The 20,624-nt window shown below is 60.3% G+C and carries 19 protein-coding genes, 1 tRNA gene and 1 other RNA gene; 12 read left to right on the top strand and 9 right to left on the bottom strand.

All coding sequences use genetic code 11. From position 1 onward, the window contains the following. Together HMPREF2129_RS11065 and HMPREF2129_RS10900 are read right to left on the bottom strand one after the other, a co-directional pair. Positions 1–672: hypothetical protein (locus HMPREF2129_RS11065; protein WP_156959277.1), on the bottom strand; the 672-nt coding region annotated here is incomplete at its 3' end. 18 nt (positions 673–690) lie between these two features. Further along, complete coding sequence (locus HMPREF2129_RS10900) at positions 691–1,338, bottom strand: DUF3558 family protein (protein WP_084576792.1); 648 nt, start codon at positions 1,336–1,338, stop codon at positions 691–693. Between the two features lie 249 nt (positions 1,339–1,587). Here HMPREF2129_RS10900 and HMPREF2129_RS09545 point away from each other — a divergent pair, with 249 nt between their 5' ends. From HMPREF2129_RS09545 to HMPREF2129_RS09535, 3 genes are all read left to right on the top strand, one after another. Continuing rightward, positions 1,588–2,409 (top strand): serine hydrolase domain-containing protein, encoded by an 822-nt coding sequence (locus HMPREF2129_RS09545; protein ID WP_034665974.1) that lies wholly within the window; start codon positions 1,588–1,590, stop codon positions 2,407–2,409. Positions 2,410–2,416: 7 nt separating this feature from the next. Then, complete coding sequence (locus tag HMPREF2129_RS09540; protein WP_052093106.1) at positions 2,417–3,310, top strand: trimeric intracellular cation channel family protein; 894 nt, start codon at positions 2,417–2,419, stop codon at positions 3,308–3,310. 190 nt (positions 3,311–3,500) lie between these two features. After that, positions 3,501–3,848: a hypothetical protein gene (locus HMPREF2129_RS09535; protein ID WP_232218145.1), complete on the top strand. Its 348-nt coding sequence runs from the start codon at positions 3,501–3,503 to the stop codon at positions 3,846–3,848. A 57-nt stretch (positions 3,849–3,905) separates the two neighbouring features. On the opposite strand, the gene HMPREF2129_RS09530 is transcribed toward HMPREF2129_RS09535, so the two are convergent. After that, on the bottom strand, positions 3,906–4,268 hold the full coding sequence (locus tag HMPREF2129_RS09530; RefSeq protein WP_034665972.1) for an acyl carrier protein: 363 nt from the start codon (positions 4,266–4,268) through the stop codon (positions 3,906–3,908). Between the two features lie 36 nt (positions 4,269–4,304). On the opposite strand from HMPREF2129_RS09530, the gene HMPREF2129_RS09525 reads away from it, so the two are divergent. Then, positions 4,305–5,306, top strand: coding sequence for an alpha/beta fold hydrolase (locus HMPREF2129_RS09525; RefSeq protein WP_034665983.1), 1,002 nt, complete (start codon positions 4,305–4,307; stop codon positions 5,304–5,306). Here the strand turns inward: HMPREF2129_RS09525 and HMPREF2129_RS11170 are convergent. Together HMPREF2129_RS11170 and aceE are read right to left on the bottom strand one after the other, a co-directional pair. Next, on the bottom strand, positions 5,303–6,814 hold the full coding sequence (locus HMPREF2129_RS11170; RefSeq protein ID WP_034665970.1) for a flavin-containing monooxygenase: 1,512 nt from the start codon (positions 6,812–6,814) through the stop codon (positions 5,303–5,305). The genes HMPREF2129_RS09525 and HMPREF2129_RS11170 overlap by 4 nt on opposite strands. An 80-nt stretch (positions 6,815–6,894) precedes the next feature. After that, positions 6,895–9,702, bottom strand: coding sequence for a pyruvate dehydrogenase (acetyl-transferring), homodimeric type (aceE, locus tag HMPREF2129_RS09515; RefSeq protein ID WP_052093105.1), 2,808 nt, complete (start codon positions 9,700–9,702; stop codon positions 6,895–6,897). Positions 9,703–9,855: 153 nt separating this feature from the next. On the opposite strand from aceE, the gene HMPREF2129_RS09510 reads away from it, so the two are divergent. After that, positions 9,856–10,284 (top strand): DUF3052 domain-containing protein, encoded by a 429-nt coding sequence (locus tag HMPREF2129_RS09510; protein WP_102724533.1) that lies wholly within the window; start codon positions 9,856–9,858, stop codon positions 10,282–10,284. A gap of 104 nt (positions 10,285–10,388) precedes the next feature. Beyond that, a tRNA-Val gene (locus HMPREF2129_RS09505) sits at positions 10,389–10,464 on the top strand. A 199-nt stretch (positions 10,465–10,663) separates the two neighbouring features. On the opposite strand, the gene HMPREF2129_RS09500 is transcribed toward HMPREF2129_RS09505, so the two are convergent. Continuing rightward, positions 10,664–11,572: an SURF1 family cytochrome oxidase biogenesis protein gene (locus HMPREF2129_RS09500; protein WP_408605843.1), complete on the bottom strand. Its 909-nt coding sequence runs from the start codon at positions 11,570–11,572 to the stop codon at positions 10,664–10,666. Between the two features lie 53 nt (positions 11,573–11,625). Next, positions 11,626–12,093, bottom strand: a complete 468-nt coding sequence (locus HMPREF2129_RS09495; protein ID WP_034665967.1) for a low molecular weight protein-tyrosine-phosphatase — start codon at positions 12,091–12,093, stop codon at positions 11,626–11,628. A gap of 84 nt (positions 12,094–12,177) precedes the next feature. On the opposite strand from HMPREF2129_RS09495, the gene HMPREF2129_RS09490 reads away from it, so the two are divergent. The 5 genes from HMPREF2129_RS09490 (at position 12,178) to HMPREF2129_RS09475 (ending at position 17,037) form a co-directional block, all read left to right on the top strand. Next, the gene (locus HMPREF2129_RS09490) at positions 12,178–13,338 is read left to right on the top strand and encodes a Nif3-like dinuclear metal center hexameric protein (protein ID WP_034665966.1); all 1,161 of its coding nucleotides are present in this window, start codon (positions 12,178–12,180) and stop codon (positions 13,336–13,338) included. Positions 13,339–13,354: 16 nt separating this feature from the next. Then, complete coding sequence (locus HMPREF2129_RS09485) at positions 13,355–14,032, top strand: zinc ribbon domain-containing protein (RefSeq protein ID WP_034665963.1); 678 nt, start codon at positions 13,355–13,357, stop codon at positions 14,030–14,032. A gap of 3 nt (positions 14,033–14,035) precedes the next feature. Then, positions 14,036–15,163 (top strand): bifunctional RNase H/acid phosphatase, encoded by a 1,128-nt coding sequence (locus HMPREF2129_RS09480; RefSeq protein WP_034665960.1) that lies wholly within the window; start codon positions 14,036–14,038, stop codon positions 15,161–15,163. 44 nt (positions 15,164–15,207) lie between these two features. Further along, an RNA gene (gene rnpB, locus HMPREF2129_RS10705) (RNase P RNA component class A) lies at positions 15,208–15,613 on the top strand. A gap of 26 nt (positions 15,614–15,639) precedes the next feature. Next, positions 15,640–17,037 carry an RNB domain-containing ribonuclease gene (locus tag HMPREF2129_RS09475; RefSeq protein WP_034665958.1) on the top strand — a complete coding sequence of 466 codons (1,398 nt, stop codon included), beginning with the start codon at positions 15,640–15,642 and terminating at the stop codon, positions 17,035–17,037. Here HMPREF2129_RS09475 and HMPREF2129_RS09470 read toward each other — a convergent pair. Next, positions 17,034–18,290: a galactokinase family protein gene (locus tag HMPREF2129_RS09470; protein ID WP_034665955.1), complete on the bottom strand. Its 1,257-nt coding sequence runs from the start codon at positions 18,288–18,290 to the stop codon at positions 17,034–17,036. The genes HMPREF2129_RS09475 and HMPREF2129_RS09470 overlap by 4 nt on opposite strands. Before the next feature lie 112 nt (positions 18,291–18,402). Here HMPREF2129_RS09470 and HMPREF2129_RS09465 point away from each other — a divergent pair, with 112 nt between their 5' ends. After that, entirely contained in the window at positions 18,403–18,609 is a 207-nt protein-coding gene (locus HMPREF2129_RS09465; RefSeq protein ID WP_034665953.1) for a hypothetical protein, read from the top strand. Positions 18,610–18,644: 35 nt separating this feature from the next. Here the strand turns inward: HMPREF2129_RS09465 and HMPREF2129_RS09460 are convergent, their stop codons facing one another. Further along, positions 18,645–20,258 (bottom strand): CYTH and CHAD domain-containing protein, encoded by a 1,614-nt coding sequence (locus HMPREF2129_RS09460; RefSeq protein ID WP_034665950.1) that lies wholly within the window; start codon positions 20,256–20,258, stop codon positions 18,645–18,647. Between the last annotated feature and the right edge of the window lie 366 nt (positions 20,259–20,624).

The following is a 20,624-nucleotide window of genomic DNA, read 5'->3' as shown; positions in this document are numbered from 1 at the left end:
CTCTACGGCAGTAGCCTGACTGAGCGTTGCTAGCCCACCAGTATGATGGCCCAATATGTAGGACTTAGTCGCATAGTGACGCCCCATAACGTCGACAAACTCCACGTTTGCTAGCGCGTTGTGTATCGCTTCAGTTTCAGCTGAGGGCGATAACAACCCCATAGCCGCAGGAAGTTCCCCCAACGCCTGAACCAGCATAGAAGCAGTGGAAACCCAATTCTGTGAAATGTTGAACATTGATGTGAAATCTGTTGCGGCTAATTGTGAGACCAGTACCTCTAGATTTCCTGGTCGGCCCGCAACGGGAAAGGCAACATGAAAAGGATTCGACTGCGGCCGCTCCAGTGGTGATAACGCCACTGGACTAGAGACATCTCCTGCGGTAGAACGGAAAGATTCCCCAATGCCTGCATCTACTGCAACGAACCCATCAACTTGCTGGTGTAACAGCTCAGCAGCACTAGCAAAAAATTGAGCTAACCCCCGCGTTGCTTCAGGCTCACTAACCGAACTAATCGCCTGATGCATCTGCCCCGCCTGATCCAAACCAGACACAACAGAAAAAGGGGCAGGGTTCAGTGTGCGTACAGCAGCATGCGCTCCTGTGAGTAGTTGAGAGACGTGATCTAGTGAGTTTGTTGCCCGTTTAACGGCCTCGATGTCCAAGTACATGCCCATATAATCCCCGATCTAATTTCTTTCATTTTGGTATAGCTCTTCGATAATTTGAACTGCGGATAAACACAGTTCATCGAGTCCGATGGGCTGGGTTCCCTCATCAACCACAATCGAAAGTTGGCCACGCACAGTATCAACGGCTGCCACGCAAGCTAGGCCGCCTTCCCCTTGCCCCCTATAGGTAATGAGTCCTGGAATAGCCTCTGACGCTGAATCACTGATCAACACATTCGGTGCATCTTCTACTAGAGAGCGCGTGACGGTAGTCATGACGATCGCGTATCCCCTGTGAGTATCGCGACCTGTAAGCCCACAACCTGCCCCGCCACCGGGAGGAACCGCATGGTGTTGTATGGTTTTGAACCCTAATAGCGCGAATTCCTCAGCGGAAATCTCTTCACAGGGATTGAACATATTGTTCTTAACTGAGGTGGGGTCAAAATCCCCCAGAACCAAATCCCCACTAGCGAAATGAAACGCAGGTACATCCTCCTGTGCCGACTCTGATCCAGAGTAAGGCGCCGATGGTGCGGGTGCTTCTTCTTTTGGGCCTGTCTCAGGCAATGGACCGGCTTGTCCGAATAAGCCCGTCGCCGTGCAACTTGAAAGCAAGCACACAGTGGCTACAGCCGTGATGACAGTTGTTATCTGCTTGTGCATGCTGCGCTACCCCCGATTGTTATGTTCCCCAGGTCAGTCCGGATCCCATCGGACACAAACAACAATGCCACGTTGTAAAGGCGAAGGAAACCTTTTTGTGTCCACTAAAGTGGACATCCTTCAAACCCGCTGTTGAAGCGTCGTCATCCTCAAATATTCGGCGGGATCACAAGGTCCGCGTGAGCTGATTCATTGCGTTGTCATGCACGTGCCTCAGTATTTCCTCGGCGCCCGGCTAGGCTGGCGGGCATGGAACTGAACTTGAGCGGTCCGGGCTGGGACGATGCGAACGTGTCGGCGGCGTTGCTGTCGGGGGATGGCAGCGTGATGGTCGAGCAGGGAGACCAAGAGCGCATCTATGAGTTGGCGAGTGTGACCAAGCTATTGTCGGCCTACGCATTCCTCATGGCGGTGGAGGAGGGGGTCTTTGAACTGGATACGCCGTGTGGGCCGGAGGGGTCCACGGTCCGCCACCTGCTGGCGCACGCATCTGGGGTGGGGTTCAACGACCGGAAGCCGCAGAAGAAGCCGGGGGAGCGGCGGATTTACTCCTCGGCGGGGTTCGAGATTTTGGCGGAGGCGTTGGAAAATGAAGCCGGTATGAGCTTCGCGGAATACGCTCGCCAGGGGGTGTTCGAGCCGCTGGGGATGCACAACACGGAGATTTACGGTTCCGCGGGTCACGGCGGCCGATCGACGGTAGCGGACCTGACAGCGTTTGCGAAAGAGCTGCTGGAGCCGCAGCTGCTCGCGCCGGAGACGCTGGCGGAGGCGTACACCAACCAGTTCGGAGACCTGCGCGGCATTGTTCCTGGTTATGGCATGCAAAAGCCATGCCCGTGGGGCCTCGGATTTGAGATCAAGGGGAAGAAAACACCCCACTGGACCGGGGACACTATGCCGCCGGAGACAGTAGGGCACTTCGGGATGAGTGGGACGTATGTGTGGGTGGTGCCGGGCGGGGGAGCGTCGATAAGCGCTGCGATGGTGGTCCTCACTGACCGTGAGTTCGGTGACTGGGCGAAACCCCTGTGGCAAGAAACGAACACTCGGATCTACCGCTCGCTATGATGACCTCGTGTATTTCGGAGGAATCGATAACGCGGTAGGCCAAGCCATCGCGATTCTGGATCTCATCGGCGTGTTCTTGAACGCACTGATCGGTGGGACGGTTGCGCGGCGATTGCGTTTCGACGCCGTCGGGTTCATGCTCATCGCCATCATCTCCGCCATGGCTGGTGGCATGATGCGCGACGCGCTTATTGGCAACACCCCCGTCGCCGCACTGTCGGACCCGTGGTACATCAGTATCGCGCTCGTCGGTGCGGCCGTGGCATTCCTCATGAACCTACGTGGCTACGTGTGGGAACTCACGCGATTCCACGCTGACATGGTGATTCTCGGCGTGTGGTGCACCACCGGTACCGTGACCGCGCTGGGGATGGGAGTGACCTGGATCGGCTGCATCCTCATGGGGGTGATGACCGCGACGGGTGGCATGGTGATCCGCGAGGTGCTTATCGGGCGCATCCCGCGCATCCTCAACGACCAGCAAATGTACGTCGTGCCGGCGATCGTTGGGTCCGCAACGGCGTTGGTTTTGTACCAAGCTGCGGACCCCTCGGTCGCGCTCGTGGTCGCACCACTGACCGCATTCACCCTCGGTACCGTTGCGTACTGGGCCAAGTGGTACGTGCCGGCAAGCAATGAGGCCGGCCGCTTTGACATCTGGATGACCAAACTTGTGCGCACGCTGGAACCCAACAAAGTGCGTGAGTGGCGCCGCGAAAAAGAAGCCACCATGCGCGACGACCCGCTTGCCGACGACGGCGTGATGCCCACCAAAGGCGAAGTCCGCGAGCAGCTGGCGGGTACGAGGGAACCTACCCCCGAAGAGTTCCTCGCCGCCTTGTTCCGCGTCTATGTGGAACGGCATGGGGAGGGCTCGTCGGAGGGGTGGGCGAGGGATTAATGCGTTACTAAAGCTCAAGTGCAGCTTGAGGGAATGGGGGGATAAAGCGCAGGTTGAGGGTTGTCCATGTGGCTAAAGGGAAGGAACAATTGCCGTGAGTCACATGAGGGCGTAGGGGAAGACGAGCCTCGTCTTGACGTAACAGCTGTACATGCTGTGTGCGTTACTAATGAAAGGACCGATCCCCGCCATGACAACAACACTCATCGCCCCTACCTACGCGCGCCCCCTGCCATGCCAGAGCCCTATTCAGCGCGCAGTACTGACGATCCATGGAATGCCGCGGCACCTTCGTCTCCGCGTTGAAGAGCTCATGGCTGTGCACCTTAGTCCGCCTGCAGCGCCGGTGGATGAACCTCTGCTACTGGATCCGGAAGACGTCTGGGACACCATCTGGTTCACTCGTTGGCGCAATGACGGTTCCAGCCAAACTATCGGTTGCCGAGAGGTGATTGTGGCGCCAGCCCACGAGTTGGCCGAGTTCCGCGCCCATCTGGTCGAGCTTGCCGGGACTTTCCGCTTCCACGCGAGTGTCTAGGGGCCGTTAGTGAAGGATCTGACATGGCCCCGCTGCAGGTGGCGGTGAAAGCCCAGGTCAGTTCTTCGTGGCGTCAGTGGAGCGTGCGAATCTTTCACTCGCATCGGCAAGATAATGGGCCATGTCCCCCAGCGTGTCCCAGGAACTGAACAAATCCTCGTTGATGCGCACCCCAAAGTGATCCTCAGCGCGCACGACGAACTCGATCTGGGTAAGGGAATCCACGTCCAGGCCATCGAGCGTGTCTGCAGGGGAGACTGACTCGGCATTCTCAGCAACACCGATCTTGACCAACAGTGCACCCAGCTGCGCGAATGCGTCGCCATCGCGCGGGATATCCTGCAATTCGGATTCATCACCGGGGGACTTGGGGGTATCAAAACCAAACTTGGCAAGGTCTAGGCGTTGGGAAAGCTCCATGCGGCCATTGTGCCACTAGCGGTTACGATCAACCGCATGTCCATTGCCCGGAATCTGCGCGCTGTCCTAGAGATCAGTACCCCTGCCTGGGATCGTGCACGCCGAGCCGAAAGCGGTGCCCCGGGGTTAACCGGCATGCAGGAGGGGACAACACACAACGGGTCGATCTCGGTGCATTGGTATGAGTCGGGTCCACAGGACGCGGAGCTGACCGTTGTATACGTGCATGGCTTCAATATTTCTTCGCAGTCGTTTTATCTGCAAGAACAGGCCCTTAGGTCAGCGGGTATCCGCCAGTTGCTTGTCGACGTCCGCGGCCACGGCCACACCGCCACCGACACCGTAGCGACGTTCGGGGCAGCCACACCCACAGAGTTGAACGTGGATGGCGCTGCCGATGACGTGATGGCGGTGATCAGAGACCGTGGTGTCAGGGGCCCGGTGATTGTGGTGGGGCACTCCTTAGGCGGGCCGGTTTCTTTGTCTCTGATTCGCCGCTATGCCGGCGAGTCGGAGGGGTTTAATTTGGCTGGCAGTGTGCAGATCTCGTCGGCCGTGGACCCATTCACGGAACGTGGCATGCCGCAGGCCTTGGGTGGCGGAGTAGGAACGCTGCTGTACCGCGCTGTGCAGGCGATGCCGGGCTTGTCCGAGGCAGTGCGTGTTGGGGTGACCTCGGCATTGGCACCATTATTAGCGGTGGGGTTTTATGCAGGGCACGTGCCGTGGGAGATCATCCGCTTCCATGCAGAGATGATCCAAGACACTCCGCTGCGTACCTACGAGGGGTTCTTCCCGGATTTGCGCGAGCACTCGGAACGGGCCACGGCCGAAAAACTCCAGGGTGTTCCCGGCTACATTGTGGTCGGAGAGCTTGACACAGTGGCGCCACTGGAACAATCAGAAGCGCTCCACGAGGTGTGGCCGGACGCTGCCCTGCAAGTGCTGCCACGGTCGGGTCATATGCCGCCGTTGGATGCGGCGGGGGCAGTGACGGCAGCGATTATCCGGTTAGTGAATAAGCTCCAAGCACCTTAGGAAAACACCATGTCCTTGCGCAGGTCGGTGCTCTTGCGGCCCCAGGTCCGGTATTCGTGGATGTAGTCCTGGGTGAACGTCCAGGGATCCGCTTCGGCTTGGGTGGGCAGGTCCTTGCGGGCGCGGACGAGGTAGCCAGAATCCATGTTGAGCAGTGGGGCATCGGCGGTGAGGTGTGCGGGGAAGCGGGGCGTGGCGGTGGTGTAACCGTCGGAGGACATGAGCTTCCACAATCGACACATGTAGCGGGATACGAGGTCTGCGCGTAGGGTCCAGGACTGATTGAGGTAGCCCACCGTGAAGGAGAAGTTGGGCAGCCCATCCACCATAAGTCCGCGGTAGGCCACGGCGGAAGGAATCGGCTTTTTCACACCATCCACCGATATTGTGGCGCCACCAAAGACCTGAATAAGCAGGCCAGTGGCGGTGATGATGACATCTGCCGGCAGGAAGGAACCGTCCTGGAGCTGGATGCCATCTTCTTTCACGGTGGCGATCTTTCCGGTCACAACCTTGGCGCCGTTCTGGATGGCCTTGAAAAAGTCGCCGTCCGGGGATTTGCACACGCGTTGGTCCCACGGGGCGTATGGCGGGTTGAAGTGGGCCATGATGTCCTTAAATGGGATGTACAAGCGGTTGAGAAGCATGAAGTAGCCGCGCGCCAGACGCGGGAAGCCTTGGCACAGCCAGTACTGCATCATGTCGCGCCCGATGTGCAGGGCGCGCGCGGTGGAGAGGGCGCGCTGCTCCGGCATGAGCTTCGTGGTCACGGCGGTGATGTTGTCCCGATTGGGCAGTGGCGCCACGTAGGTGGGGGTGCGCTGCAGCATGGTTACATCCGCACCAGCTTCATGCAGGGCGGGCAGCAGCGTCACGGCTGTAGCGCCGGAGCCGATGATGATGCCTTTCTTCCCCGCCATGTCCAGGTTCTCCGGCCAGTGCTGTGGGTGGATGAGGGTGCCGTGGAAGCGCTCCATGCCAGGGATTTCCGCCGTGAACCCACGGTTATGTTTGTAGTATCCGGAGGAAAAATGCAGGTGCTTTGTCCACACGGTGTGTTCAGTCAGGGTCACATCCTCGGGTGCGTTGCCTTCGGGGATTGGTTGGCCATCACTGCGGGTCAACATGGTTACTTCCCACAGGCCTGCCGAGGAATCAAAGTTCGCGCTCTTCACCCAGGTGTGTAGGGCCAGGCGCTCAAAGACCCGTTCTTCACGCGCGACATCCTCGATGTATTCCTGGATTCGTTCGCCCGACCCAAGGCTGCCCTTGTGAGGCCACCGCTTGAACGGAAAGGAGAACGTGGCCATGTCCGAATCAGAGCGAATCCCCGGGTATGTGAAAGTCACCCAGGTGCCGCCGACAGCCTTATTGGAATCAACAATCTGCCAATTCCACTCCGGAAAATTCGCATTCACGTGGTGAGCGAGGTCGATGCCACTGAGCCCAGCACCGACGATCAACAGGTCCAACGGTTGCTGGCGGGAGGATGAATGCAATCGGCTCATGGGGTAGACGATAACAAGTAATTAGCTCTGTCAAATTAAAACAGGCTAATTGCCTATTTGGGTCTACCCCACGAAAGCACCTACTCCACCGCGTTTTCCTCTCCCTGGTCAGATCCGGAGTGGGTGGGGGTGGTGGCCGTGGGATCGTCGACACGCAAATCCTTCGCTGCTTGCGCGGCGATGGAGATATCCAGCTTGCCTTCATCCGCGAGTGCCGTGAGTGCCGCAACAACCATGGATTCCGCATCGATGTTGAAGTAGCGGCGAGCAGCCTCGCGCGTATCGGAGAAGCCGAAGCCATCCGCACCGAGCACCACGTACCGGCCTGGCACATACGGGCGGATCTGCTCGTGGAGGTCCGTGGAGAAGTCGCTGGTAGCGATGTACGGGCCCGACGTCTGCTTCAACTGCGTGGTGGCAAACGCCTCACCCGGATCTTGGTCCGGGTTGTGGATGCGGGCCTTGTTCCGCGCAGCACCATCCCGTGCCAGCAACGTCCACGAGGTCACGGAGTACACAGACGCACCTACACCGTAGTCTTCCTGCAGAATCTGCTGCGCGCGCAGCGCCCACTGCATACCCACGCCCGAGGCAAGCAAGGAAACGTTATTTTCCTTCTCCTCACCACGATCAAACAGGTAAATACCCTTGTGTAGGCCCTCCACGTCGAGGTTCTCCGGGCGGGCCGGCTGGTGGATCGGCTCGTTGTACACGGTGAGGTAGTACATGACGTTCTCCCCGCCGTCCTTGCCATACATGCGCTCAATGCCGCGGTCAATGAGGTATGGCAGCTCGTACGCAAACGCCGGATCGTATGGCACAACCGCAGGGTTCGTCGACGCCAGAACAGGGGAGTGCCCATCCATGTGCTGCAAACCCTCGCCGAACAGGGTCGTGCGGCCCGCCGTTGCGCCCACGATGAAACCACGCCCCATCTGGTCCCCAGCAGCCCAGAAGTTATCGCCGGTGCGCTGGAAACCGAACATGGAGTAGAAGATGTACATGGGGATCATGGGTTCACCATGCGTCGCATAACTCGTTGCTGCTGCAATAAAGCTTGCCGACGACCCGTCCTCATTAATCCCCTCATGCAGAATCTGCCCGTCCGTGGCTTCGCGGTAGGACAACTGCAGATCATGGTCCACCGGAACGTAGTTCTGGCCCTTGGGGTTGTAGATCTTCAGCGTGGGGAACCAGGAATCCAGACCGAAGGTGCGCGCCTCATCCGGAATGATGGGCACCACGCGCTTGCCGATCTCCTTGTCGCGCATCAGCGCCTTAAACGTGCGCACCAGGGCCATTGTGGAGGCCACCTTTTGGGAGCCCGAGTCCTTGAACAGCGCCTTAAAGGTCTTTTCAAAGTCCGGCATTTCCAGCGGCGTGTAGTTTTCACGGCGCTCCGGCAAGTAGCCACCGAGCTCCTTACGACGCTCGAGCATGTACTTGATCTCATCCGAGTCTGGGCCCGGGTTGTAGTACGGCGGCAGGTACGGGTCCTTCTCCAACTCCTCATCCGTGATGGGGATCTCCTGCTTATCGCGGAAGAGTTTCAGATCATCCAGCGTCAGATTCTTCATCTGGTGGGTTGCGTTACGGCCCTCGAAGTTATGGCCCAGGCCGTAGCCCTTGATGGTCAGAGCCAGGATGGCCGTCGGTTTTCCGTTCTTTGTCTCCAGCGCCTTCTTGTAGGCGGCGTAGACCTTGCGGTAGTCGTGGCCACCGCGTCGCAGCTTCCAGATCTGCTCATCCGTCATATCCTCAACCAACTTGGCCGTGCGCGGATCCCGGCCGAAGAAGTGCTCGCGGACATAGGCGCCATCGTTGGCCTTGAACGTCTGGTAGTCACCGTCCTTGGTGGTGTTCATGATGTGGACAAGCGCGTTGTCCTCATCCTTCTCCAACAGCTCATCCCACTCGCGGCCCCAGATCACCTTGATCACGTTCCAGCCAGCACCCTTGAAGAAGGACTCCAGCTCTTGGACGATCTGGCCGTTGCCACGCACCGGGCCGTCGAGACGCTGCAAGTTGCAGTTCACCACAAACGTGAGGTTGTCCAGATCATAGAGGCTAGCCATCTGCAGCAGACCGCGGGATTCCGGCTCATCCATCTCACCATCACCGAGGAATGCCCACACGTGCTGCTGGTCCGTGTCCTTGATGCCGCGGTCCTGCAAGTACTTGTTAAAGCGCGCCTGGTAGATCGCATTCATCGGGCCCAAGCCCATGGACACCGTGGGGAACTCCCAGAACTTCGGCATGTCGTGCGGGTGCGGGTACGACGGCATACCAACCTCGGGACGCGACTTCTGCTGGCGGAAGCCATCCATCTGATCCTCACTCAGGCGACCCTCCAGGAACGCGCGAGCATAAATACCCGGGGAGGCGTGACCCTGCACAAAGATCTGGTCACCGCCCTGCGGCGCATCCTTGCCGTGGAAGAAGTGGTTGAAACCAACCTCGTACAGCGCCGCTGCTGAGGCGTAGGTGGAAATGTGTCCGCCAACCTTGATACCTGGGCGCTGCGCACGGTGCACCATGATCGCCGCGTTCCACCGGATCCAGCGGCGGTAGCGCTTCTCCATCTCCTCATCGCCAGGGAAATCCGGTTCCAACTTTGTGGGAATGGTGTTGACAAAATCCGTCGACGTCAACGCCGGCAACGGCACACGCTGCGCAGAGGCACGCTCCAGCAGGCGAAGCATGAGATAGCGGGCACGCTCCGGGTCCGAATCCTCCAACAAGCCATCCAAGGAATCGATCCACTCCTGAGTTTCCTCTGGGTCTGGATCGTGCATGTAGGAAGCAACCCCATCACGAATGAGCGGGATGTTCGTATCTTCTGCGTGTGGAGTTGTGAGGTCAGGGTTGTCCGAATTCGTGTCGGCCATTGGGTACCTCCATAGACATGTGAACGTGGTGCAAAGAAGTGGGCCAAAAGGCCCTACGTACACGTTCGAGGATACTACTTTTGCGCAGAGCCACCCGAAGTTCACTATTCCCCCAAGATGCGCGGTATCCTGGCTATATCCATATCCGACGCAATGGGAGGCAATTCGACAGTGGGCGCCACTGGTGCTGTGAACTACGTAGACAAGCTGGGAATTTCTACAGACGATGTAGTCCAGGAACTCGGGTGGGACGAAGATTGTGATTCGTCCTTGTCCGAAGCTATCGAGGACCACATCGGGGAACTCCTGCTTGATGAAGACACAGATGAGCTTTGCGACGTTGTCCTTCTCTGGCACCGAGCCGGCGACGATGACCTCGTTGATGTCCTCGTCGACGCGGGCCGTAACCTTGGCGATGGTGGACGCATCTGGCTCCTCACCCCAGGCGCGAACAAGCCCGGAGAGGTGCACCCAGGCGACATCTCTGAATCTGCCCAGCTTGCAGGCCTTCTGCAAACCAAGGCCGACCGCGTAGGCGACTGGCAAGGATCCTGCCTCCGCAGCGCCGGCGCGAAGCGTTAACCGGTCCGGGCCGCCGAAGCTCTGACCGGTAAAGCGCTGACCGGCCTTTTTGTTCAGATCGTTGGGGGCGTGTTAATCTTCACCCCACGTGTTCATTCATGTGCGCGCCGTTAGCTCAGCTGGAAGAGCAACTGGTTTACACCCAGTAGGTCGGCGGTTCGAGCCCGTCATGGCGCACCAGCTCACAGCCACTTTCCGCTCAATGGGGAGTGGCTGTTGGTTTGCCCTAGGGCGCGCACCTGTCACCTGTAAAAGATTACATGGCGAAAAATCGGTTCATCTAAAACTGGTTCATCTGAAACCTGGGGCAGCGCATTTCTGCAGCCGGTTAGGCGCGTGTCAGGGGGGGAGGGCTGTGGGAGGCCTAGTGCCGCTTGGCCTAGAACCCCTTGTGGCCCTTCTCTGCCCACGGGTTCTTGCGGGATTGGCCGTAGCGCGCCCGGGCCGGGGCAGCGGCAGAGACTTCGGGGGCGGTAGAAGAGGCAGACTCATCAGGTGAAGTGGCAGTGGAGTCGGAGGAACCGGAGGAGTCAGTGGAAACACTGGTCAACGTTTCCATCTCTCGCTGTTCGTCGCGGTAGCGGCGGCGTTCCCGGATTTCGGAGTAGAGGAAGTAGGCGAGTCCAGCAGGTGCCATGATGCCGAAGGCGATCCACTGCAGGCCGTAGGAGAGGTGGTTGCCGCGGTCGAGCATGGGCAGCGGGATGGGGTTGAGGACACCGGGTTGGTCGGAAAGCAACTGGGCATAGGGGCTGACCAGGTCTTGGGAGGTGACCTCGGCAATTTGAGGGGTGTGGATGGTTTGGACCATGGTGTAGCCCTGCTCCTCAAGCGGAGTGCTCTCCGTGGCGGGGTCGGAGGTGCGTAGCATCGCCGACAGGGTGGTGTTACCGGTAGGCACAGGGTCCAAAGGGGGAACGCGGGTACCGCCCTCAGCAGCGGGGACCCAGCCGCGGTTGACCAGGATGGTATCGCCGGAGTCCAAAGTGAAAGGCACGAGCGACTGGAAGGCAGGGGTGCCGTCCACCGGGCGCAGGCGCAGGAGGATTTCACTGTCTGGGTTGTAGTGCCCGGTCATGGTCACGCGTGTCCATTCCTTCGACGGGGTGTAGCCCTCCGCCAGGATGGTGTTGACGTCGACCGGGTCGGCCTCGAATGCCGCTTCAATCCGTTGGTTGCGCTCTTTGATGTCGTGGTCCTTGTTCAGCTGCCACGGGGACAACCAGGTGATGGCAAACCAGGAGAAGGCGATGGCCACAATGGCGGCGATGACCCAGCCGGGGTTCATAAAAGACTTCCACAGTGGTTTGGTGGTCTGGCTGTTCGAGGTGGTCACGGCGCCTACTCTACTCGCTCGCGCACCCAGTCCAGAATGCCATCGGCGGCTGCTTCGATCTGTTGGCGGGTGACGGTGAAGCCTTCGGGGCCGCCGTAGTACGGGTCCTCAACACCGGCGCCTTCCGGGGCAGCGGGGTCGAAAGAACGCAGCAGGCGGATCTTCTCTTCGGGCACGCCTCGGGCCACAAGTTCGGAGACGTGTCGGGTGTCTAGCGCCACGATGAGGTCGGCGTCCATCTGCGTGCCACCAAACTGCTGGGCGCGGTGGGCGGAGCCGTCATAACCCGCGGCGGCAAGCTCAGCCACAGCCCGGTGATCTGCGGGGTTGCCCACATGCCAGCCGCCGATGCCGGAGGAGGTGACGCGGACATGGGGGTCCAGGGAGGCGTCGATAAGCTTCTGGCGAATGATGACTTCCGCCATGGGCGAACGGCAGATGTTGCCTGTGCACACGAAATCGATGTGAATCATGGGGTCTCCTTGGGTGAGAAATTCGTTCCACCCAGCATGACAGCGGGGCGGGACGCCGGCAATGCGTCCCCTAGACTTGGGTGCATGACTGATAGGACTGTCGGCGAGATTGTTGCCGCGTTGGAGGAGGCGTACCCGCCGAACCTCGCGGAGTCGTGGGACGCGGTGGGGCTGATCTGTGGCGACCCGGCGGAGAAGGTGTCCAAGGTGGCCTTCGCGCTGGATTGCACGCAGGCGGTCGCGGATCGTGTGGTGGAGTTGGGGGCGGATCTGCTGGTGGTGCACCACCCGCTGTTGCTGCGGGGGGTGAGCTCGGTGGCGGCGAATACGCCGAAGGGCAAGGTCATTCACACGTTGGTGCGTGGCGGCTGCGCGCTGTTTGCGGCGCACACGAATGCGGATTCCGCGCGCCCGGGAGTCTCGGACAAGCTCGCTGAGCTGGTGGGTATCACACCGGGCCGCCCGATCAAGGTCGTTGAGCCGAACTCGACGGATCTGTGGGGCGTGCACGTGCCCGCCGCGCATGCACAGGAGATGCTGGAGAAGCTTTTCGACGCTGGCGCGGGCACCATCGGCAACTACTCCCACTGCAGCTTCGCGTGGGATGGTTCCGGCGGCTTCACCCCGGAGGACGGGGCGGATCCCACTGATGGTGTGGTGGGGGAGCACTACTCGGCAACGGAGACGCGCGTGCAGTTCGTGGCGCCGACAAGGTTGCGTGCGCGGCTGGTCAGCGTGCTGCGCGAGGTGCACCCCTATGAGGAGCCGGCATTTGACGTGGTCACGCTGGAATACACCGGGGACATCACCACCGCCACCGGTTTGGGCCGCGTAGGTGAGCTGCCGGAGGCGATGACCCTGCGCGAGTTCACCCAGCAGGTGGCCAACGCCTTGCCGGTCACGGAGTGGGGCGTGCGCGCTGCGGGGGATCCGGAGCAAATGGTGAAAAAGGTCGCGGTATCCTCCGGTTCCGGCGATAGCTTCTTGGGGGATGTGGCCCGCCTGGGGGTGGATGTGTACGTTACTTCAGATCTGCGCCACCACCCAGTGGATGAGCATCTGCGCGCCGGCGGTCCCGCCGTCATTGACACTGCGCACTGGGCTAGCGAGTTCCCGTGGACCTCGCAGGCCAGCGAGGTTGTGGCCACGGCCTACCCGGATGTACAAACGGAGATTATCTCCCTGCGCACGGATCCGTGGACTATTTCGGCACACGCCAACAACGAGACCAACGAGACAAATTAAGTAGGAGTTTGACCCCATGCAGTTGGACATTGATAAGCAGCGCACCCTGCTCGCTCTCGCTGAGGCGGAGCGTAGTGCAGCGAACCCGGCTCCGAACTCTCCGGAGGAACAGGAGTTGGCGGAGTTGTTGAAGAAGCGCCCGGGCCTGGTGAATGCGTCTGCGGCCGCACAGCTTGCTGTGGATGATCTGGAGGCGGAGATCCTGCGTATCCAGGAGGATGAGCGCAAGCTGAAGAAGCGCGAGCTGGATGACAAGCGGCAGTTGACGGCGGAGACGGATCCGGAGCGTCGCAAGGATCTGGAACATGACCGTTACGCGGCGAAGTCCCGCATTGCTGATCTGCTCTACGAACTCAAGGAGGCGCACGGCGAGGTCAAGGCTCTGCGCAATAACCGCGATGTGTACGGCGCGAAGCTGGATGAGCTGGACCGCAAGATCGAGGCAGCCCAGCGCGCAGTGGATGCGTTGCCGGAGAAGGAGCCGGTGAACACAGAGGAGCTGCGCGCGCAGCTGCCGGCATCGATTCTGGGCGTGTATGCAACAGTGGGTGCTGCGCACTTCAACGGTCGCACGTGTGGTTCCTGCTTCATCCAGCTGCCACCGGCTGAGCGCAATGAGATCCTGGCCGTCCCAGCAGATGAGCTTCCTACTTGCCCCAATTGCGGCACGTTGCTCGTGCGTGACAGCGAGTAGCGCATGAAAATCACCATCTACGCCGACGGTGGTTCCCGCGGGAATCCGGGAGTCGCGGGGTCGGGCAGTGTGCTTTTCGACGCTACCGGGGCACCCCTCGCCGACATCGCCTACGTCGTTGGTCAAGATGCTTCCAACAACGTGGCCGAGTACCACGGCCTGCTGCGCGGCCTCGAGGCAGCGCGGGATCTAGGGGCGACAGAGGTGGATGTCTTCATGGACTCCAAACTCGTCGTGGAGCAGATGTCTGGCCGGTGGAAGATCAAGCACCCAGACATGAAGAAGTTGGCGCTGGAAGCCCGTGATCTGGCGCAGAGTTTCCAGAGCGTGTCCTACAACTGGGTGCCGCGAGAGAAGAACAAGAAAGCCGATGAGCTATCGAACGTGGCCATGGATGCCGCTGCGAAGGGGGCCAAGCCGGGCATCATTGATGTCGGCCAGGAACCTGCGAAGGCTACGAGCGGCAAGAGCCATGTGGTAGCCAGCCCCGCCCATTGGCACGGCACGGATGCACCGCGCACACGCTTTGTGCTGCTGCGCCACGGCCAGACGGAACACTCCGCGGAAAAGCGCTACAGCGGTTCATCGGACCCCCAGCTGACGGAGTTGGGCTGGAAGCAGGCGCGCCGGGCAGCGGAGGCTGTGTCCAAGCTGGGGCAAATTGACCGCATCATCGCATCTCCCACCACACGTACCCAGGAAACCGCGAGTGCGTGCGCGGAAGCGCTCGGCGTCACCGCCGGGGATGTGGTCACCGTGGATGGGTTCCGGGAAGTGGACTTCGGGGACTTCGAGGGGCTCACCAGGGATGAAGCGCAGGAAAAGTATCCGGACGAATTCGCCGCATGGCAGGCCAGCACCACGCAGGCGCCGCCGAACGGAGAATCCCTGAGTGCTCTGCATCGCCGCATCACCCGCGCCCGCTTGAAACTCCAAGAGGAGTACGAGGGCGAAACGGTACTGGTGGTTACCCATATGACCCCCATCAAGTCCGTCATCCGGCAGGCGATGGAATCCGGTCCGAACACGTTTAGCCACGTGTTCTTGGATCTCGCCTCCATTTCCATCATTGAGTTCTACGGGGAAATGGGCGTGGTGCGCTGCGTCAATGACGTCGCTCACTTCCGCTAGATTTCCATGAAATACGCACCGGCAGAGTACAGTGGCGGTGCGAGTGAGTCGGCCGGGTGATCGCGGCATCCTGTACCGCCACGCATGTGGGCAGGCAGGGGTCGAGGAAAGTCCGGACTCCACAGGGCACGGTGGTTGTTAACGGCAACCCGGGGCAACCCGCGGGAAAGTGCAACAGAGAGGAGACCGCCCGGATAACCGGGTAAGGGTGAAAGGGTGCGGTAAGAGCGCACCGGCGGCGGTGGTGACACAGCCGGCCAGGTAAACCCCACCGGGAGCAAGGCAAGAGCCGCTGTCTTTTGGGCAGCGGTTGTCGGATGTGAAGGCGGCCCGCTAAGTCCGAAGGTAGCTGCTTGAGGCGCCCAGCAATGGTCGCCCTAGATGGATGATCACCACCTCCACGTGAATCACGTGGAGAGACAGAATCCGGCTCATAGGTCGGCTCACTCGCCCAGTTTCTGCCAGAATGGGCCGACATGAAGCTTTACGCAGCGCCGCTTGATTTCCGTTCCATCGCCACCGAGTTCAAGGTGCCCACGGAATTCACGCCTGAGTTGCACGAGGCAGCTGCGCAAGCCACGGACAGGTATGCAGATGTGCGTATCGACGCCCGCTGGATCCCCCTCGTCACCATCGACCCCGCCGGCTCCAAGGACTTGGACCAGGCAGTGGCCATTGAGCGCCGAGGCGAAGGCTTCCGCGTGTACTACGCCATCGCGGATGTGGCAGCATTCATTGAGCCGGGTGGTGTTTTACATCAGGAATCACTCGAGCGAGGCCAAACCATCTACCTGCCGGATGAACCCGCGCGATTGCATCCGGAGGAGTTGAGTGAGGGGTCGGCGTCGCTTCTGGCGGACGTCGATAGGCCAGCTGTGCTGTGGACCTTCGACCTGGACGCGGCGGGCGAGATTGAGTCCGTGGACCTTGTCCGCGCGATGGTGCATTCGGTGGCGCGCTTGGATTATGACGGTGTGCAGGCGGACCTTGAAGCGGGCCGACTTCATCCCTCGATTGAGTTGCTCCCGCAGGTGGGAGAGCTGCGGGCGGCGTCGTCGTTACGCAGAAAAGCAATCAACTTGCGCCTCCCGTCCGTGCGCGTACGCGAAGGCGAAGGCGATGAGTATGAACTCATCATTGAGCCGCGCCACAAAGTGATGGACTACAACTCGGAGATCTCCCTGCTCACTGGCATGGCAGCCGGTCAGATGATGCAGGCGGCTGGAACGGGCTTTCTGCGCACGCTGCGACCGGCAGAAAACAGTGCTGAGCAGACCTTCCGTTCAGAAGCATGGGCACTGGGGTATGCGCTTGCACAAGACACGGACATCGGGCTGTTCCTGCACTCTGTAGATGCGGACACCCCGCGTGGCATGGCCATCATGCGTGAAGCGCAGAAGCTTCTGCGTGGCGCGGGATACGTGGATGTGGCGGAGAAGGAACCGGAGATTCACGCTGGCATTGGAGGCTACTACTCGCACGTGACCGCGCCGTTGCGTCGCCTGGTGGATCGCTATGCCACGGAGGTATGCCTGGCGTTAAGCGCCGGCACTGAGGTACCGCAGTGGGTGCGCGAGGATGCGCCGACGGTGCTGAAAACCATGATGCGCACAAACCAGCTGGCTAACAGCGTGGATCGTGCCTGCCTTAACCTCACGGAGGCTACCGTGCTTCAACCGTGGGTCGGCCACAATTTCCAAGCTGTGGTCATGCAGACGAATGAATCCGCTGGCACTGCCCGCGTGTTCATCCTGGACCCGCCAGTGATGGCCGAATGCGCTGGCCAACCTACCGAAGCGACAGAGACGATGCTCTCCTTGATCCACGCGGACCCGCAGGAACGCGATGTGCTCTTTGCGTGGCCGGCGGACTAGTTTTGGGTGCTCGCCGGTGCGCCTTGGGTGACCTCCATGACGGCCAGGCCAGCAGCGGCAAGATCCGCCATCAGGTTGTCCGCGTCTTTGGCTGGCACGTACGCGATGACCGCCTGCGACATCCCCGCTGCCGCCGGGCGGGCAGCACGCGCCCCACGCAGGGTGAGTAGCTCCACCAGCTGCTCTGGCACGGGCAGCCCAGGGGTCTGTGCCGGAGTGTTGATGATTGCGAAGAATTCATCCCCATGCATGGAACGCAACGCCTTCGCAGCGAGGGTGGCCTGGTTCGTCTCCGTCTCGCAGAACACCACCCAAGCACGAGCTGCCTCCAGCGTGGGTGCAGAATCGGCCCCGTTTACCTGGCGGCGAGCATCCACCCACTCCACCACGCGTTCTGAGGCCTCTGGCAACTGGCGCAAGGAACTGACACCGAAATTTGTGCAGGCATCATCGATGAACTGACGGCCCTTCGTCACAGAATCAGCCTTATCTGCGAAGACCTCGTCGAAACCGGCGGCCACCGCGAAGATGCGCACGTCTTCCCGGATCGGGTGCGGAGCCTGAGTCAAGGAACCATCCGCGTAATCGACAACGGAGACCGTTCCCCCAGCCCCCCGCATCGCAGCCGAATGACGGGAGCGCACCACCGGCACATCGGAGAAAGTCTTCGCTGACTGCGAGGCGATCTCGGCGAGGCGGGTGCGCAGGGGAGCAGTATCAATATCTGAATCATCCGCAAGCAACGCCAAGCACAATGCCGCGTCCGTGGCGTGAAGTGCACCCAAGCCGGAGCCCAGCGGGATGTCGGACACTACCGTGATATCCACACCGCTCGTGTCCCGGGAGAGCATTTGCCGACCAATCAAGGTGTTCACCAGACCACCCAAACGAACCGCCAAGCCGCGCGGAGGCTCATCTTGCGTTGATGGTGCGTCCGCAGCGGCAAAAGAACTAAAACCAGAATCGCTCAGCTGGGCCAGCTGCGCGCCCTCAACTTGATCAGCGATTTCCTGGCCCGCAAAATCTGTATGCACTGCGATCATGTTGTCTACGCGAGGACTCACCGCAACCGCAGCCCGCACCCCCGCCAAGCCCACCACAGTAACCCCACCGAAGTGGTCAGCATTCTCGCCGATAACCATAAACGTGCCTGGCGCACTAGCTACATGGCGAGGGGAGTTTCCCGTCACGCTTTGGTGCAGCTGCTCCACGCGGGTGGTGGCGGGGGTCTGCGGTGCGGTCCACACAGGCATGGATAAAGTCCTTCTGCTCGGCATTTAATTACAGCCACAACAGTACCAACGCGCCATGTAGCCTTGGTGGTGTAGTACGCGGGGCAGGCCCGCTCCAGGAAAGGAGCCAACAATGGCAGACGAGAAATTCTATTTTGATCCCACCACCCACGAAGTCACCCAAGGCAAAGAGACCTCCTGGGATAACCGCATGGGCCCCTATAACACCCGAGAAGAAGCCGAGCACGCCCTTGAAAAAGCAGCGGAGCGCAACAAACAGGCCGAAGCCCAAGACGAAGAAGACGACGACTGGGGTCAACCAGCATCGTGGGAAAAATAACCAGCTATTTTCCCACGAAGCAGAGGGATGAGCGGTTAATCGTCCCTCTGCCCTGACTTCTTGAAGGCCTTTTGCACCTTGGCTAGGGCCTTCGGATACTTCCTCAGCGCTTTGTCACCACGCTCAATTTCGTGCTGGTAGAGCATGCCGTACGTGAAGGTGTCCTCGCCGTGGCGGCGTGTCTGGGCGGTGAACTTTTCTAACCGCTGGCGGGTAGTCACTGAATCCTGGTACTCGCCAAGAACATCCTGGGCCTTCGCGCAGGCCTTGATGAGCTTCTTCGTGTCCAGCTCAGAGGCTTCCGCGGCGACAGCGCAGTAACGCAACTTCTTCACGGCCTTGCGCACATCGTGAAGGACGTCCGCGTGATCCTGCCACGTCAGCGGTTCCTTACCTGCGCCGGCTTGAAACTGCTCAGCCTGCTCAAAGCGGGTAAGCACCTTCGAGTAGGCCTCGGAGAGATGCTCAAAGAGGACGTCGGCGGGTGCCACAGCAGCTTCCTCTGTGCCTTCAGCACCAGCGGCAATGCCCGCCGTGAGAGGTGGGGAAGCAAGGGTGGCATCCAAGTCGTCGAGAAGCTGCAGGTAGCGCGGGGAGCTAAGGGCTTTCACAATGCGCTTATGGGCACGCTCATACTTGCGGCGCATGGTATCGCGGATGCGTGTGGCAGCGATGTCGTCGATCATGCCGGAGGTATCGGCATCAAGCTGAGTAACCAGGCGATCCTCCACAACCTCAGCATCGCGTGCAACACCCAACAGGTCAGCAAGGAGTTTGAGTTCAGCTTCGAGCGGACGAACCTGATCGGCGTTGAGGATCCCTTCGAAGGTGGCAAGGAGGCTGCGCAATTCACGGGTGGCCACGCGCATCTGGTGGACAGAATCAGGCTCATCAGCGCGCACCTTCGGGTCGTTGACCACCAGCTTGTTGCGCTGGGTGCGCAGAGCGTCCATGACAACGCGGACAGGTGAATCCGACGCGAACTGCTCCAGTGCGGTGGTATCCATGTGCGGTGGCAGAGGCGCTTGGTTCACCGAATCGCCCAAGGCGGTGGTGAGCTTGGACGGGGACTCGGCGACGCGTGCCCCCTGGTTCAACAGTAAAGACGTGGCTTCGTGGAGAAGGGCTGTGCCATCCAACCGTTCATTCACGGCGGGACTCAGTTCCACCTCCCACTCGCGCCAGGACTTCTCTTGACCACCGGGCAGGAGGGACTGGGCGGTGACACGGTCATCACAAAACTCGGCGATCACCTCTCCGTCCGCACCAAGAATGAGAGTCTCCGTACGGGTGTTATCTACCCGCGCGATGGGCGCGAGCGCCTCATTCCGCACGATCGCGCGAACTGCCTCGAGAAGCTCTTCCGGCGGGGTAGTCGCATCACCCGGTGGTGCGTGAAGTTCAGTCCGGCCGATATCGCCAGGGAGCTTGATATGCCAGCCATCATCATTGCCGCCGGTGCGTCGGCGCAGCGTGATCTTCGCGAGGGTCAAACGCAAATCAGGAGTGTCGTAGTAGATTGCCGACAGATTCCGCTCAACCGGATCGGCGAGGGACTCAGCCGCAGTCAACTGCATAAGATCAGGCACAGCCGTGGTGTCATCGACGGCAAACTTGGACTCGACTTCAAGGAAGATTTCGGAGCTCATAGGAATGTGCATCCTTCTTTTGCTGACGGTGGATAGGGGCACGATCGCGCCAGACACCGCAGAACCTCACGGTGCGGGACTCACCTCACAGTTTACTCCCTCACAGGGCAGGGTTAAGGGGGAGAAAATGTCTCTGAACGCCGTGATGCGGGGGAGCTGGTCTGTCCCATCGTGCTGAATTGCCCGGTGAGGGGGTTGTTGTTGCCGGGGCCTTGTGTGGTGATGGGCCGGCTTGACGATCCGGGTTGGATTATCTGGTTTGACGACGCGGTTTGACTATCGCCCTGAACTGCGAACGGTGACCTGGGGTTTTGCCCCGCGGCGATCGCCATCGTCCAACCAGCCTGTTTTTGGGCATGCCGAAAG

It is taken from the genome of Corynebacterium tuscaniense DNF00037, from assembly GCF_000759055.1.
Taxonomy (GTDB): domain Bacteria; phylum Actinomycetota; class Actinomycetes; order Mycobacteriales; family Mycobacteriaceae; genus Corynebacterium; species Corynebacterium tuscaniense.
Note: the sequence above shows the minus strand (reverse complement) of the source record. Positions and strands in the feature narration are given on the sequence as shown.